The 14,485-nt window shown below is 65.1% G+C and carries 13 protein-coding genes; 8 read left to right on the top strand and 5 right to left on the bottom strand.

Annotated features, from left to right (window positions below; all coding sequences use genetic code 11):
* Nucleotides 1-8: 8 nt before the first annotated feature.
* Together JAB1_RS28435 and JAB1_RS28430 are read right to left on the bottom strand one after the other, a co-directional pair.
* Nucleotides 9-1,109 carry an efflux RND transporter periplasmic adaptor subunit gene (locus JAB1_RS28435; RefSeq protein WP_070282974.1) on the bottom strand — a complete coding sequence of 367 codons (1,101 nt, stop codon included), beginning with the start codon at nt 1,107-1,109 and terminating at the stop codon, nt 9-11.
* 51 nt (nt 1,110-1,160) lie between these two features.
* Nucleotides 1,161-1,643, bottom strand: a complete 483-nt coding sequence (locus tag JAB1_RS28430) for a DUF2165 family protein (protein ID WP_070257862.1) — start codon at nt 1,641-1,643, stop codon at nt 1,161-1,163.
* Nucleotides 1,644-1,766: 123 nt separating this feature from the next.
* On the opposite strand from JAB1_RS28430, the gene JAB1_RS28425 reads away from it, so the two are divergent.
* Nucleotides 1,767-2,426, top strand: coding sequence for a MarR family transcriptional regulator (locus JAB1_RS28425; protein ID WP_034782669.1), 660 nt, complete (start codon nt 1,767-1,769; stop codon nt 2,424-2,426).
* Here JAB1_RS28425 and JAB1_RS28420 read toward each other — a convergent pair.
* A complete protein-coding gene (locus JAB1_RS28420; RefSeq protein WP_070282972.1) occupies nt 2,423-3,694 on the bottom strand; it encodes an MFS transporter in 1,272 nt (423 codons plus the stop codon). The two genes, JAB1_RS28425 and JAB1_RS28420, sit on opposite strands and share 4 nt — an antisense overlap.
* A 112-nt stretch (nt 3,695-3,806) precedes the next feature.
* Here JAB1_RS28420 and JAB1_RS28415 point away from each other — a divergent pair, with 112 nt between their 5' ends.
* Nucleotides 3,807-4,715: a LysR substrate-binding domain-containing protein gene (locus tag JAB1_RS28415; RefSeq protein WP_034782671.1), complete on the top strand. Its 909-nt coding sequence runs from the start codon at nt 3,807-3,809 to the stop codon at nt 4,713-4,715.
* Between the two features lie 3 nt (nt 4,716-4,718).
* Here JAB1_RS28415 and JAB1_RS28410 read toward each other — a convergent pair whose 3' ends face one another.
* Nucleotides 4,719-5,750, bottom strand: coding sequence for a methyltransferase domain-containing protein (locus tag JAB1_RS28410; RefSeq protein WP_070278496.1), 1,032 nt, complete (start codon nt 5,748-5,750; stop codon nt 4,719-4,721).
* 139 nt (nt 5,751-5,889) lie between these two features.
* On the opposite strand from JAB1_RS28410, the gene JAB1_RS28405 reads away from it, so the two are divergent.
* Both JAB1_RS28405 and JAB1_RS28400 read left to right on the top strand, forming a co-directional pair.
* Nucleotides 5,890-6,786, top strand: coding sequence for an AraC family transcriptional regulator (locus JAB1_RS28405; protein ID WP_070278494.1), 897 nt, complete (start codon nt 5,890-5,892; stop codon nt 6,784-6,786).
* Between the two features lie 55 nt (nt 6,787-6,841).
* Entirely contained in the window at nt 6,842-7,246 is a 405-nt protein-coding gene (locus JAB1_RS28400; RefSeq protein WP_070278492.1) for a VOC family protein, read from the top strand.
* A 124-nt stretch (nt 7,247-7,370) separates the two neighbouring features.
* On the opposite strand, the gene JAB1_RS28395 is transcribed toward JAB1_RS28400, so the two are convergent.
* Complete coding sequence (locus JAB1_RS28395; protein WP_070278490.1) at nt 7,371-10,241, bottom strand: insulinase family protein; 2,871 nt, start codon at nt 10,239-10,241, stop codon at nt 7,371-7,373.
* Nucleotides 10,242-10,524: 283 nt separating this feature from the next.
* Here JAB1_RS28395 and JAB1_RS28390 point away from each other — a divergent pair, with 283 nt between their 5' ends.
* The 4 genes from JAB1_RS28390 to JAB1_RS28375 all read left to right on the top strand — a co-directional run bounded on the left by JAB1_RS28390 (nt 10,525) and on the right by JAB1_RS28375 (nt 14,470).
* The gene (locus JAB1_RS28390) at nt 10,525-11,937 is read left to right on the top strand and encodes an ATP-binding protein (RefSeq protein ID WP_070282970.1); all 1,413 of its coding nucleotides are present in this window, start codon (nt 10,525-10,527) and stop codon (nt 11,935-11,937) included.
* Complete coding sequence (locus JAB1_RS28385) at nt 11,934-12,476, top strand: hypothetical protein (RefSeq protein WP_070282968.1); 543 nt, start codon at nt 11,934-11,936, stop codon at nt 12,474-12,476. The genes JAB1_RS28390 and JAB1_RS28385 overlap by 4 nt, the downstream gene beginning before the upstream one ends.
* Nucleotides 12,473-13,840 (top strand): sigma 54-interacting transcriptional regulator, encoded by a 1,368-nt coding sequence (locus JAB1_RS28380; RefSeq protein WP_070278488.1) that lies wholly within the window; start codon nt 12,473-12,475, stop codon nt 13,838-13,840. Before JAB1_RS28385 ends, JAB1_RS28380 begins: the two co-directional genes overlap by 4 nt.
* Before the next feature lie 267 nt (nt 13,841-14,107).
* The gene (locus tag JAB1_RS28375; RefSeq protein ID WP_034752546.1) at nt 14,108-14,470 is read left to right on the top strand and encodes a BON domain-containing protein; all 363 of its coding nucleotides are present in this window, start codon (nt 14,108-14,110) and stop codon (nt 14,468-14,470) included.
* Nucleotides 14,471-14,485 lie beyond the last annotated feature (15 nt).

Raw genomic sequence — 14,485 nt, 5'->3', positions numbered from 1 at the left:
GCCTTCCCTTACGAGCCGGCCTTGGGCGCGGCGCGCTTGGCCTCGTCCAGGGTATTGGCCACGGCTTGCACTGCCATGCCGTCGGCCAGTTTCAACTGGCCCGAGGCGACCACGCGCTGGCCTTCGCGCAAGCCGTCAAGAATGGCCACGCGGCCCCCGGCCCGCTCGCCCAGTTTCACGCCCACGCGCTTGACGGTGAGCGGCTGTTTTCCTTCCTGCTGCGCGACGAACACGGTGTCGCCATACGCGCTGTAGGTCACCGCCGTTTCCGGCACCGTCAGTTGCTGGCCTGCCTCGCGCGCCACGCGCACATTCGCATACATGCCCGCTTTCAGCGCGCCGCGGGGATTGCTCAATGCCGCCTGTACCTGCACCATGCGCGAGCGGGCGATCAGCGGGTCGATGGCGTTGATCTTCGCCGTGAAGATGTCATCGGGATAGGCGTCCACCAGCACTTGCACGGCCTGGCCTGGCGCCAGCTTCGCGCTGCTCTGTTCATCGAGGGCGAAGTTCACCATCAGCGACTTCGTGTCGATCAGGCTGGCCACCGTGTCGGCCGCGTTCAGGTACTGGCCCGCGTGCACCTTGCGGATGCCCAGCTGCCCGGCGAACGGCGCGCGGATGGTCTTTTGCGCGATCAGCGCTTCCGTCTGGCGCACGTCGCCCAGGGCTGCGTCGCGCGCGGCCAGGGCCGTGTCGAGCTGCTCCTGCGTGGCCGCCTTTTCCTTGACCATCTGCACCGTGCGGGCATGGCTGCTTTCCGCGTTTTTCAGCTGCGCGCGCTGGCGCAGCAGGGCCGCCTGTTCCGGTGCGTCATTCAGCTGCACCAGGATGGCGCCGGCGGGCACGGTCTGGCCCGACTCGAAGCGGATCTGCGTGATGCGCCCGCCCGCCTCAGCCGCCACCTGCACCTGGCGCGCCGCTTCCAGTTCGCCCACGCCAGCGAAGTAGCGTTCCTGCGTGCCCAGCATGACGGGTACCAGCGCCACCTTGGTGGCAGGATAGGCGGCGGCGTCGGCCGCATGCGAGTCGGCACGCGGATACAGCGCGGCACCGGCGACGGCCAGGGTGATGGCCAGCGCGGAGGCGCCGACGATTTTCGTATTCATGATGAAGTCCTTTACTGCAGTCAAAGGGAGAAGAGGCGCAGCGGAGGCTGATCAGGTCCGCTGCGCGTTGAAAAGTACAAACAGGGCGATGGTCCACAGCAGCAGCACCAGATGCGTCGTCTGCAAGCCTTCCTGTGCGATCCAGTAGCCGAACCACAGGCCGCCCAGGTGCATCAGCAGCAAAAATGCGGCCATGGCGCACAAGGCCAGATTTAGCCAGGGCAAGGCAGCGGCCAGGCCGTCGCCGGCAAACAGCGCCACGCCCGTCCAGGCGGCAATGGCGGCCAGCAGTTGCAGCGTCAGCACCACGCCCAGCGACAGCCGATGCAAGCTCAAGGATGTGAGCGCGCGGCGCAGCAGCGGCGTCTGGATGGTCGGGTCCTGGCGCAGCGGGTCCATGCGCATGGTGTTGCCGATGGCCCAGACGGAGCCGTGGAAGGCGTGCAAGTTGTTGATGGCGGCCAGGGTGAGCCAGATGGCCAGGCCGGTAGCGAGGATGGCGTGAAACAGCCAGATGGAGTGCTGCAGCTGCATGGGATTCCAGTCCAAAGAGTGTCTTGCTGGCACGCGGACGTGGAAACTCCTCGACAGCGGGGAGCTACCGGCCTATTATGCAAGCAATTAGTTGGTTAACTGGCCCCATGATAGTTGAGCGAAATGAATTACACAAGTAAACGTTTGGATAATAGCGAGGCGCCGCAAACGACGGAGCGCATCCTGTATTTCATCAAGACCAAGGGACCCGTCTCCACGGCAACCCTGGCCAAGACGCTGGACATGACGGGCGAGGCGGCGCGCCAGCAAGTGCAAAAGCTGGTGGCGGCGGGTTTGATCGAGGGGCGCCAGGAAGCGCAGGCGGGCGCCGGACGGCCGCGCCAGAACTGGGTCTTGACGGAGGCGGGCAATGCGCGCTTTCCCGACACGCATGCGCAGCTGACGATCAAGCTGATCGGCTCGGTGCGCCAGCTGTTCGGCGAAGCGGGGCTGGATAAACTCATCACCCAGCGCGAGGAGGAAAGCCGCAGCGCGTATGCGTTGGCGTGCTCGGCGCCGGATTTGCCCACGCGCTTGCAGCAGCTGGCGGCCGTGCGCGATGAAGAGGGCTATATGGCGCGCGTGGAAGCGGACGGCGACGACTGGCTGCTGATCGAAGACCACTGCCCCATCTGCGCCGCCGCGCGCACCTGCCAGGGCTTTTGCCGCTCCGAATTGCAGCTGTTCCAGGAAGTGGTGGGGCCAGGCGCCAGCATCGTGCGCGAGCAGCATGTGCTGGCCAATGCCATGCGCTGCGTCTACCGCATTTCTGTCTTGCCCTAAGCCTTGGGAAACAGGGGCCAGGTGCCTAGCGCCACCAGCCCCGCCAGCCACCACACGACGGGCCAGCTGCTGGCCGCCAGCAGGTGCGGGATGGCGATCGGCGTAAGGAACAGCCCCACGTAGACCGCCGTGTTTGCCATGCCCAGAGCCGTGCCCGCGTTGGCGCCGCCCGCTTCCGTGGCCAGCTCCGTGTAGGCCACGCCATGCCAGGCGGATACGGCGATGCCGGCAGCCACCACGGCGGCCATCAGCAGCCAGCCCGGCGCGTCCAGCCAGGCGATGCATCCAAGCACAATGAACGACGTCAGCGCCACCAGGGCCGAGCCGCGCAGCCAGGCGGGCCGGTTCGCGTGGCGGTCCGTGTGGCGTCCGCTCCAGATGCGCATCACCATGGCGCCCGCCTGCAGGGCCACCATCACGGCCGTGATGGCCGCCAGGCCCAGGTGGCCATGATCGTGCAGGAAGACGGTGGCGAAGCTGAGCACGGCAAATTGCGGCACGCACAGCAAGCCGATGGCGGCCACCATGCGCCAGACTTTACGATTCCGCAAAGGCGGCGCAGGCTTGACCTCCATCAGGCCCGTGGACGCGTTGTGCGGGCCCGTGGCAGCCTCGGCAGAGAAATCGGGTTCATGCATCCAGCGCCACGTAAAAAACGCCGACAGGGCGCATACGAGGGCCAGGGCGCCAAACACGGGCATGAAGCCATAGCGCGATGCCAGGCTGGGCAGGACGAGGGCGCCGAGGCCGCCGCCCAGGGGCACGGCCGTCTGGCGGATGCTCATGGCGAAACCCCGTTCGCCGGCGCCGAACCAGCGCATCACGGCGCGGCCGCTGGCGCCATTCACGCTGCCGCCCAGCACGCCGACCAGCGCCAGTCCGGCCGCCAGCGCCCATAGCGGTGGCACCGTGCCCTCAGTCGGGGTGATCCATAGCAGCAAGGTCAATAGTGCCAGCATGGACCCCAGCAAGCCCGTCAGCAGCACGGGGCGGTCGCCCCAGCGGTCGGTGGCCATACCCCATGGCAATTCGGTCAGGGCCACGCCCAAGCCCATGGCGCCCAGCGCCACGCCCAGTTCCGTATTGCTCAGGTGATAGCCGCTGCGCAGCCAGATGGCCGTCGTGGGCATGCCGTTGGCGGCGGCGGAAAAGCTGGCATTGGCGGCCACGCCGACGGCCAGCACCTTCCAGCGGTGGGCATTGCCCAGCGCGGGCGCGGTGGCGGGGACAGGAACAGGAACAGGAACGGCTGGGCAGCTGGTGGTCATGGCAGGGAGGGGAAAGTGGTTGACCCTGACAGTGTTGCGCAGTACGATCGTTCTGAATATCAGATAATTTACCAGTCACCATCCCATAAAACAGGACAATCTCCGTCACGCCATGAGCTTGCTGAATTTCGACATCGCCTTCTTGCGCAGCTATGTGGCTGGCATCGAGCTGGGCAGCTTTGCCCGCGCGGCGGACAAGGTGGGCCGTTCCACCTCGGCCGTCAGCGCGCAGCTGAAAAAACTCGAGGAGCAGGCGGGCATGCCCCTGTTCCGCAAGGATGGCCGGGGACTGGCGCTGACGCCGGCCGGCGAAGTCTTGCTCGGCTATGCGCGCCGTTTGCTGGAACTGAACGACGAGGCGGCCGTCGCCTTGCGCGGCGCGGAACTGGAAGGCTGGATCCGGCTGGGCTTGCAAGAGGATTTTGGCGAAGCCTTGCTGCCCGACGTGCTGGGGCGCTTTGCCCGCGCGCATCCGAAGGTGCGCATCGAGGCGCACGTGGCGCGCAACACGGCCTTGATGCAAGGCCTGGCCATGGGCCAGCTGGACCTGGCCCTGCTGTGGGGCGGCGCGTGCATCGCTGACGTGGCCGAGTATCCGTCGCAGCAGCGCCAGCATATTGCCGAACCGGCGATGCGCTGGATCGCCTCGTCCAGCCTGGCCTGGCGGCCCGAGTCGGGCGAACCGTTGCCGCTCATTGCGTTCGACCGCGACTGCCTGTTCCAGCGCTGCGCCACGCAAGCGCTGGACCATGCCGGCATCGCCTGGCGCACGGCGTTTACCAGCCCCAGCCTGGCCGGTCTGTGGGCGGCGGCCGCAGCCGGGTTGGGCGTGACGGTGCGCACGGGCCTGGGCTTGCCCTCAACCGTGCGCGCGCTCGATCACGTGGCGGCGGGCTTGCCCGCCCTGCCCCCGTTGTCGCTGGAGCTGCTGCGCGCCTCCAGCGTGTCGAGGCCGCCCGTCGAGCGGCTGGCTGGCTTGATCATCGAATCGCTGCAGAATGGGGCGATTGAAAACGCCTGAAATTCAAGTGCGCGCAATCAACACCTGCACGGGCGCCATGGGGAAATCGCTGGCGCTGTATTGTTCCACTTCCCGCCAGCCCGTGTCGCGCAGCAACTGCGCCAATTCTCCCTGTAGAGTTACCGTGCGGCCCAGCATGCGCATCGGCAAGTAATACGGCAGCACGCGCGCCGCGTCGCCGGCTGCCGGGGCGATTTCCGCCTGCACGCAGATGAAGACACCTCCGGGTTTCAAGGCTGCATGGATCTTGCGCAAGGCCGCCGCCATGTCGGGCACGAAATGCAGCACGGACGAGCACCAGATGAGATCGTAGCCACTGCCGATATCGTCGCTGTCCAGGTCGCCACCCAGCGTTTCCAGCCGGTCCGATAGTTGCGCATGGGCGATGTTCGCTGCCGCCACGGCCACCGTTTCCGGCCAGTCGAAAACGCAGCCGTGCAAGCCCGCATGGGCTTGCGCCAGTGCAATGGCAACCCAGCCCGGGCCGCCACCCACGTCAAGCAGGCGCAAGGGCGTGTTGCCGTTCGCAAACGGGGCGATGCGCTGCATCACGGACAGGGCCGCGCGCATGGTGACGGCGCGTTGTTCCTGGCCAATCTGCTGCTGCGCGGCAGCGGCCCAGTTGACCCCAGTCGCCGTGTTGTACGGTGCGGCCTTGCCACCCTCGCGCACCAGTGTACTGAGCTGCGTGGCGAAATGGCGCAGCGCATGCAGCCGGTACAGCCAGGCGTCGCCGCAAAAGGCCACGGAGGTGCGGCAGAAATACTGCAAGGTGGCGGCCGTGCAGCGGTAGCGCTGTGCCTCGCCATCGGCCGCATCGCGTTCCAGCACCTGCATGCTCCAGAGTAATTCCAGCAGCAGGGCCGTGTGCGGCGCGTGCAGCGACAGGGTGTCGGCCAGCTGCGCCGGCGTGTGCGGCGTGACCAGCAGTTCAAAAATGCCCAGTTCCAGGGCGGCGGCCAGCCCGTCCGCCTGCACGGGGGCGACGGCCAGGTCCCAGTAGGGTTGCAAGGCGTGTTGTGAGGTGAACGGCATGGTGCTTCCTTTCTGCGTAGTGGGCACGAGGTGTGCATAACGCTATTTTATGCAACAATGAGAATAATTATCATTTGCATTTGTGTGCGACCCGGCGCATTTCGTATGCGCGACGGCGCGCGCGAAAACAGGAGGAGCGATGATGGAACAGGACAGGGAAGCGGCAGGCTGGACGCGGCGCCAGCTTGATCCCGGCATGGGCGAGTGCCGCGCCGACCAGCGCCAGGTCGATCAGGGCTTGCTGCTCGTGCATTCCGATTACCGCCCGCGGCTGGCGCTCGTCGAGCAATCGAAGCATGACGATGCGGGCGGCATGGTGATCACCATCGGCCTGCAAGGCGTGTCCGGCTACACGACGCGCGATGGCGAACAATTGCGTTTCCGGGGGGGGCATACGACGGTGACGGCGTTTCGCCACGTCAGCGGCGAGCGCCGTTTCGAGGCGAATCAACGGGCGGCGCAATTGCGCGTGCTGGTCGCTGAAGACGCGCTGGCGCGCTACTGGCCGGAGGGCCTGGCATCCCTGCTGCCCAACGGAGGCGCGCGCCAGCTGGCGCATGCGGCCACCACGGCGGCCTCCGCCCTGCAGGCGCGGGCGCTGCTGCGTGCGACAGACCCGCTGGCCGTGCATATCGGCGTGCTCAGTGTCCTGGCGGAACAGTTGCGGGCACTGCGCCCGGCGCCCGCGTCCGCTCCCGCGCCGCGCTGGCCCGAGGCCGAGATGATCAAGCTGGAGCGTGCCTACGCGCTGATGCAGGAGCAGATGGCGCAAGACCTCACGCTCGATTACTTGTGCGCGCAAGTGGGGCTGAGCCTGTTCAAGCTCAAGCAAGGATGGCGCTACCGCTACAACGACAGTCCGCAGCGCACCCTGCTGGCGCTGCGCATGCAGCGGGCAAAGTTACTGCTGGAAAATGGTTGCCAAGTCGCCCAGGCGGGCTGGCAAACGGGCTATCGCCATCCGTCCAATTTCAGCGCCGCGTTCAGCCGCTATTTCGGCTACGCGCCGAAGACCGTGGGACGCGCTGGCACGTAAAAAGCCGGTGTAGAATCGGCGGGCAGCACACTCATACGACCCACAAGGAGACATGATGGCCCGCAAAATCTTTGTCAATCTGCCCGTCCAGTCGCTGGAACGTTCCGTGACGTTCTTCACGGCGCTGGGCTTCAGTTTCAACGCCCACTTCACCGATGAAACGGCGACGTGCATGATCGTTGCCGACGACATCTTCGTGATGCTGTTGACGCACGACAAATTCCAGCAATTTACGCCCAAGCAGCTGTGCGATACCAAGGTGGCGACGGAAGTGCTCGTGTGCCTGTCGGCCGAGAGCCGGGGCGAAGTCGATGAGCTGGTGGCGAAGGCCGTCCAGGCGGGCGGCAGCATCTACAAGGAGCCGATGGATTTCGGCTTCATGTATGGCCACAGTTTCCAGGACCTGGATGGACATCAGTGGGAGTTGATGTACATGGAACCAGGCGCCGTACCTGGCTGATAGGTGGTGGTGTCTGGTGGTGTCGGATTACGCGGCGTGCCGCCGCTAAGCCGACCTACGCGACAGATCGGGTAGGTCGGATTAGCGCGGCAACGCCGCGCGTAATCCGACGTCTCCGGCCAGCTCAGGAAGCCAGCGCCAATAAATCGACCACTTCCAGTCCGGCCAGGTCTTGCGTCGTGTTGCCCGCAAACGCGGCGCGGCTCGGCTGGCCGTTCTTCAGCCAGGTGCGCGTGACAGCCTTGATCTGCGCCAGGGTGCAATTGAGCACGCCGGTGCGGAATTGCTGGCGCACGGCTTCCGTCGTGCCGCGCTGCTGCATGTTCCACGCCGTCAGCGCTTCCGCGTATGGCGAGTGCGGCTTGTCGAGGCCCTTGATGACGCAGATGATGGCTTCTTCCACTTGTTCCTGCGAGAAATCGCCGTCGAGGATTTGATCCAGGGTCGTGCCGAAGTCGGCGTACGTGCCGGCCAGGCGCGGATCGCGGTAGGAACTCAACGTGAACGTGCCGGCGCCGGCCGCATAGCTGGCGCTGCCGCCATACGCGCCGCCTTTTTCGCGCAGGGCCGTATGCAGCACCTGGTTGGTCATCAGTTCGGCGGCCACGGCCAGGGCGGACGCGTCCGGGTTGTGCACGCCAGGCACGGCCCAGGACACGAAGCAATGGTTGATCTGGCTCGTCGCATGCAGGGCCGTGTTGGCCAGCGGCAAGGCATTTGGCGTTGCCGTGTCGCTTGGCGTCGTGGCATCGGTGCTGGCTGCCGGCAATTCCAGCAAGCGGGCCAGGGTGATGCCATCTTGCTCCAGGCCTGCGCACAGCACGGTCGGCTGCTGGGCGATGATGTGCGCGTGCAGGGTGTCGAGTTCGCGGGCGATTTCCTGCAAGCCTGCCGACGTCTTGCTCAATTGCTGCAAGCGGCGGTAGAACGGCAGCGCTGCCGGGCCGCCGACGATGTCGTCGAAGCGGCGCGTGGGCGACAGCGGCGCCGCCGCAGCCAGCATGGCGTAGCGGTTGCCCGATTCGGCCAGGCTGCTCAATTTGTCCTGCACCAGGCTTTCGATCAGGAAAGCCAGGCGCTCTTCTTCATCGAAGCGGGGCTTGGCGATCCAGGCCGACAGCACGGCGGCGATCGCCGCGTGTTCTTCACGCAAGCCGCTGGCCGAGAACGACAATTCCACGCGCATCGCTTGTTGCGGGCGGGGAATGGCTTCCAGGCCGATGTGGAACGAGGGAACCATGCTCTGGCGCCAGGCGCTGGCGTCGTCGAACGACATGTCGCCCACGCCCAGTTCCGGCGCCAGGTCCGTGTACAGGCGCAGCCAGGGCCACGACGCTTCCGGCAGGTTCGACACGTCGTACAGTACGTTGGCATAGCTGATGCCGTTCGAGGCGATACTGAACGCCACGGCGCCGTCGACGGCGGCGGGAATCGGCAGTGCCGGGCGCGGCAGCGCACTGACGTCGCCGGGGCGGATGCGCGGCAAGACTTCGGAATTCGATGGCAGTTGCTGATGCGCTTCCAGCGCGGCGGACTCGGCCACGATGTGCTCGCGTTCCGCATCCGTCAGCGTCGCTTGCAGGGCCGCCAGCTTGGCGTCTTCCTGTGCGGCGCGGTCCGTGAAGTAGGCGCTGTCGGGCACCACGTGGGTCGTCAAGCGGGTCGGATTGGCGATCAGCTCGCGCACCAGCTGCTTGAAGAATTCCGGGTCTTCGATCTGTTGTTCCAGGGTTTCCAGGATGGCCGCGTTGTCGAACGCATCCATCACGTCGCCGCCGTACATGGCCAGCGGCAAGGCGTGCAGCAAGCGGCCCAGGCCGTATGGCATGCGGCCGCTGCTGATTTCGCGCTGGCTGTACTTGATGTCGCGCAAGGCCGCGTGCAGCACGGCGGCGGGAATACCCTCTTGCGCCGTCTCTTCCAGGGCCGTCCAGATGCGCTGGTGCGCATCGGCGATTTGTTCTTTGGTTAAACCTTCCATGCCGATGTGGAACACCATCTGGCGGATGCCCGCGTCGCGGCCATTCATATCCGATGGGCGGCCATAGCCGGCCGATTCCATGGCGCGCATGATGGGCGCCGACGATTCGCCCAGCAAGCCGTGCGACAGCAGATGCGCGTGGTAGTACGCGATGGGGTCGCTCGACTCGCCCATCAGCCAGGCGAATTGCAGGCCGAACTCATCGTCGCGCGCTTCCTGCGACGGAATCTTGACGATGTTTTCCTGCGGCGTGGTCCACGCGGGCGCCAGCTGCGGCAGGCGGCGTTCGGAGAAACCGCTGAGCTTGGACAGCACGCGCTCGGCGACTTGTTCCTGCACGGCCGACGCTTCGATATTGCCGGCGGTCATGATCACGGCTTGCGACGGATGGTAGTGGCTGGCGTGGAATTCTTTCAGCATGTCATGCGTCAGTTCCGGGATCACCAGCGGATCGCCGCCCGACTCCACTTCATACGTCGTACCCTTGAGCAAGGCGCTGGCGATGCCGCTGTCGAGCGCGCGCATGGGGCTGTTGAAAGCGCCCTTCATTTCATTGAAGACGATGCCCTGGTACACCAGCTTGTCGCCTTCGAACGCATGGCGCCAGCCTTCCTGGCGGAAATTCAGGTAATCGAGGTTCGGGAAGAAGGCCGCGTCCAGGTAGACGTCGAGCAAGTTGAAGAAATCCTTGCGGTCGGTGCTGGCGAACGGGTACACGGTGCGGTCCGGATAGGTCATCGCATTCATGAACGTGGCCGTCGAGCGGCGCAGCATCGAGAAGAAGGGGTCGCGCACCGGGTAGCGGGACGAGCCGCACAAGGCCAGGTGCTCGAGGATGTGGGCGCGCCCGTCGCTCACTTCCGGCACAGTGGGAAAGGCCACCAGGAACACCATCTCAGCCTGCTCGGTATGCATGTGGATATGGCGCATGCCCGTTGCTGGCTCGACATATTGTTCGATGGTTGCCTGCAAGACTGGAATGAAGTTGCTGCTGACTTTTTCAAATGTGCTCATGCGGTATGGGATCTCTGCGGTAGGTGATTCGGAGTGTCAGTGGGGCTGCATCACATATGGGGGCAAACTGGCGCAATGCCAGGGCGGGCCCCAGTTTGATGCCTGTATGAAGCTTTTCTCTATTGTACTAGGAGTATTCGTGCGCCGCCGCCGGGGCCTTGCTGGCGGCTGGAAAAGCGACAGTGTTGCAAAATTGATCATTTCAGAGTGGCTGGCGTCTCCGAATGAAAGCTTAGCGTACCATGCGCCTTTTACTGTCCAGACTGAACCGAAGGCGCCTACCTTGTCCCGACTTTCCTTTCGCCAACTGTTATTTGCCGCCTTCATTTTGACGACGGGCATTTTGACGGCCACCTCCGTGCAAGCCCTGCTGACCCTGGAACACCTGGCGCGGTTGGGGCGCGAGACGGCGGCGCAGGCGATTGCCTTGACGGAACAGTCGCAGCGCCTGTCCGAGCGCACGCTGGCCATGGAGCGCAGCGCGCGCCAATTCCTCGTGCTCGACGACCCCGTGTTCCGCGAGCGCTACGCGGCGGCCCGCGACGAAGCGACGGCGGCGCTGCAAGTGCTGAACCGGGCCACGCCCGAGTTCGCTCCCCAGCTGGCCGACGAATGGACGGTGCAGGCGCAATCGGCGTGGGAAGTCTTGCAAGCGGGTAAGCGCCGCAAGCGCGATGGCCATGCCGTCGTGTACCGCGCGTTTGCCCGCATGACGCAGATCAATGACAGCCTGGCGCGCGAAAGCAAGACGGAAATCGGCAGCCGCAACGACGCCCTGCTGGCCGAGCTGGAACGCCAGCGCCGCCTGCTGGGCGTACTGGTGGGCGGCGCCGTGCTGCTGGCGGCCGTGCTGGCCACCTGCTTTGGCTTCTTGCTGTCGCGCCCGCTGCGTCGCATCGAGACGGCCATCGAGCGCCTGGGCGACAAGCGCTATGACCAGCCCATCGTCGTCGGTGGACCGGCCGATACGCGCCGCCTGGGCCAGCAGCTCGACTGGCTGCGCCAGCGCCTGGCCGATCTCGATGCCGACAAGGAGCGTTTTTTGCGCCATATTTCGCATGAGTTGAAAACCCCGCTGGCAGCCCTGCGCGAAGGCGTGGCCTTGCTGGAAGACGAGGTGGCCGGCAAGCTCAGCGACAGCCAGCGCGAAATCGCCGGCATCCTGCAGCAAAACACGGCCTCGCTGCAAACCCAGATCGAAGACTTGCTGCGCTACAATACCGCCGCTTTTGACGCCCAGCACCTGGCGCGCAGCAAGGTCGATCTGCTGGTCTTGCTGCAAGATGTGGTGGCCGGGCAGCGCCTGCAATGGCTGGCGCGCCGTTTGACGGTCGAGGTGCAGGGCGAGTCGCTGATCGTGCAGGCCGACCGCGACAAGCTGGCGACGGCCTTGGCGAACCTGTTGTCGAATGCCGTGCGCTTCAGCCCGGAAGGCGGCACCATACGGTTTACCCTGTCTTGCGAAGGCGGCCGCGTGCGCATCGACTGCATCGACGAGGGAGCCGGCGTGGCGCCCGAGGATGCTGCGCGGATTTTTGAACCGTTTTACCAGGGAGTGCGCCAGGCGGCCGGCGCGCGCAACGGCAATGGCATCGGCCTGTCCATCGTACGCGAATATATCGCCGCCCACGATGGCAGCGTCACTCTTTTACCGCGCCCCGCCGGCGCGCATTTTCGGATAGAACTGCCCTTATGATGACGAGAATTTCCCTGGCCGGCATGGCCGCCAGCGCGCTGCTGTTGGGTGCTTGCGCCGCCAAGCCCCCCATCCAGACGCCCGTGCTGGTGCAAACGCCGCCGCGCGTGGTGGTGGTGGCCGATCCTCAGCTGACCGAATTGCTGGCGTATCAAGGCGCCTTGCGCCTGATGACGCCGTCGGAACTGGTGAAAGCGCAGCTGGACCTGGCCAAGGCCGATCACGCGCCGCACAACACGCTGCGCCGCGCCATGCTGCAAGCGGCCTTGCGCGGTCCCGGGGACCTGGCCCGCGCGCAAGCCTTGCTGGAACCGCTGGCCACGGCCACGGGCAAGGACGCGCAATTGCTGGCGCCGTTGGCGCAATTGCTCGGCAGCCAGTATGCGGAGCTGCGCCGCCAGGAAGAGAGCATCGACAAGCTCAACACGCAGTTGCGCGACGCCCAGCGCCGCATCGACCAGCTCAATGAAAAACTGGAAGCACTGAAAAACATCGAGCGCAGCCTGTCCGTGCGCCCCGCCGCGGGAGCGCCGAAATGAGCGAGCACGCCCACATTCTATTGGTCGACGACGATCCCGACCTGCTGCGCCTGCTGACCATCCGCCTGAAGGCGGGCAACTATCGCGTGACGGCCGTGGGCAGCGCGGAAGCGGCACTGGCGCGCCTGGCCGTGGAATTGCCGGCCTTGGTCATTACCGACGTGCAATTACCGGGCCGCGACGGCCTGGCCTTGTTCGATGAAATCCGCCGCCAGCATTCGGCCCTGCCCGTGATTCTCTTGACGGCGCACGGTACCATTCCCGATGCCGTCGAGGCGACGGCGCGCGGCGCGTTTGCGTATCTGACAAAGCCGTTCGACGGCAAGCTGCTGATGGAAAAAGTGGCGTATGCCATCAACTTGTCCACCGTCATGCCGGCCGCAGCGTCCGGTGACGAGAGCTGGCGTGCCGAGCTGATCAGCCGCAGTGCGCAGATGGCCGAACTGCTGGCCGAAGCCAAGCTGGTGGCCGGATCGGACGCCAGCATCCTGATCCGCGGACCCTCCGGCACGGGCAAGGAATTGCTGGCGCGCGCCCTGCACAACGCCAGCCGCCGCGCCAAGGCGCCGTTCATTGCCGTCAACTGTGGCGCCATTCCCGAGCAGCTGCTGGAATCGGAACTGTTTGGCCACGTCAAAGGCTCGTTTACGGGGGCCGTCGGCAACCGCGAAGGCTTGTTCCAGGCGGCCGATGGCGGCACCCTGTTTTTAGATGAGATCGGCGACATGCCCTTGCCGCTGCAGGTGAAACTGCTGCGCGTGCTGCAGGAGCGGGCCGTACGCCCCGTGGGCGCCGACCAGACGCGCCCGGTTGACGTGCGGCTCCTGTCCGCCACGCACCGCGACCTGGACGTGGCCATGCAGGAGGGGCAATTCCGCGAAGACCTGTATTACCGCCTCAATGTCGTGACCTTGACCCTGCCGCCGCTGGCCGAGCGCCGCGAAGACATTTCTCTGCTGGCGAACCATTTCCTGCAGAAGCTGGCGGCCAAGTACCAGAAACCCCTGAATGGCTTCGCGCCCGATGCCTTGACTGCCCTGGTGGCCGCGCCATGGCCCGGCAATGTGCGCCAGTTGGTCAATGTCGTCGAGCAAGTGTGCGCGCTGGCCACGGCGCCGCTGGTGCCCTTGTCCCTGGTGCAGCGCGCGCTGCGCGTGCCGTCCTTGGAGGCGCTCAGCTACAACGAAGCCAAGCAGCGCTTCGAGCGCGACTACCTGATCCAATTGCTGCGCCTGACGGATGGCAACGTGGCCGACGCGGCCCGCTTGGCCGACCGCAACCGCACGGAGTTCTACCGTTTATTACAGAAATACGAGCTGACGCCGGCCCTGTTCCGGCTTGACGGCGACCCTGTCGCTGAATAGCGACAAAAATAAAGCGTTGAAAATCAGGGGCTTGGCGTAAAACATTGACGGTCTTGCCACAAGCTGTCGCTGTCAGGCGACAAAAAGCCCCGTTTTTTCGGCCAGATCCGTCTCAAACGGGCTGGAAAAATCGAGTTAGAATGTAAGTCGTTGATTTTCAAGGAAATTTAAAAGCTGGCACGGTGCTTGCTGTATGGGTAGATGTGACGCTTCAAAGTGTTGCTTTATCCAAGTAAGAAGCTTTTAACTTCATTGAGAGGAACTACCATGCAAACATCGAAACTGTTCAATACCCTGGTTGCCGCTATCGTACTGTCGGGCGCCTCGATCACCGCTTCGCATGCAGCTGACTCCGCCCCAAAAGCACAAGCTCCTGCTGACACCGTAGTGGCCGCCAACGCTGCCGCTGCCGTCCCTGATGAAACCATCACTTCCTCGGCCAAGGCCGCCCTGAGCGCCGATGCGCAAGCCGCTGCCCTGCCAGTCAAGGTAGCAACCCAGCAAGGTGTGGTCGTCCTGTCGGGCGACGTGCCGAGCGCCGAAGCGGGTGACCGCGTCGTGCAGATCGTCGCTTCCGTGAGCGGCGTGAAAGAAATCAAGAACGAGCTGAAAGTCAAAGCCGCCGGCTAATCCCCGCGCGGTAAC

Source organism: Janthinobacterium sp. MP5059B (genome assembly GCF_001758645.1).
In the GTDB taxonomy this organism is placed as follows: Bacteria; Pseudomonadota; Gammaproteobacteria; order Burkholderiales; family Burkholderiaceae_D; genus Janthinobacterium; species Janthinobacterium lividum.
This window is presented reverse-complemented; position numbering and strand designations above follow the sequence as displayed.

Bases quoted from the DNA above. Each gene is read 5' to 3' on its own strand.
- JAB1_RS28435 (WP_070282974.1), bottom strand. From the start codon at position 1,109: ATGAATACGAAAATCGTCGGCGCCTCCGCGCTGGCCATCACCCTGGCC.
- JAB1_RS28430 (WP_070257862.1), bottom strand. From the start codon at position 1,643: ATGCAGCTGCAGCACTCCATCTGGCTGTTTCACGCCATCCTCGCTACC.
- JAB1_RS28425 (WP_034782669.1), top strand. From the start codon at position 1,767: ATGAATTACACAAGTAAACGTTTGGATAATAGCGAGGCGCCGCAAACG.
- JAB1_RS28420 (WP_070282972.1), bottom strand. From the start codon at position 3,694: ATGACCACCAGCTGCCCAGCCGTTCCTGTTCCTGTTCCTGTCCCCGCC.
- JAB1_RS28415 (WP_034782671.1), top strand. From the start codon at position 3,807: ATGAGCTTGCTGAATTTCGACATCGCCTTCTTGCGCAGCTATGTGGCT.
- JAB1_RS28410 (WP_070278496.1), bottom strand. From the start codon at position 5,750: ATGCCGTTCACCTCACAACACGCCTTGCAACCCTACTGGGACCTGGCC.
- JAB1_RS28405 (WP_070278494.1), top strand. From the start codon at position 5,890: ATGATGGAACAGGACAGGGAAGCGGCAGGCTGGACGCGGCGCCAGCTT.
- JAB1_RS28400 (WP_070278492.1), top strand. From the start codon at position 6,842: ATGGCCCGCAAAATCTTTGTCAATCTGCCCGTCCAGTCGCTGGAACGT.
- JAB1_RS28395 (WP_070278490.1), bottom strand. From the start codon at position 10,241: ATGAGCACATTTGAAAAAGTCAGCAGCAACTTCATTCCAGTCTTGCAG.
- JAB1_RS28385 (WP_070282968.1), top strand. From the start codon at position 11,934: ATGATGACGAGAATTTCCCTGGCCGGCATGGCCGCCAGCGCGCTGCTG.
- JAB1_RS28380 (WP_070278488.1), top strand. From the start codon at position 12,473: ATGAGCGAGCACGCCCACATTCTATTGGTCGACGACGATCCCGACCTG.
- JAB1_RS28375 (WP_034752546.1), top strand. From the start codon at position 14,108: ATGCAAACATCGAAACTGTTCAATACCCTGGTTGCCGCTATCGTACTG.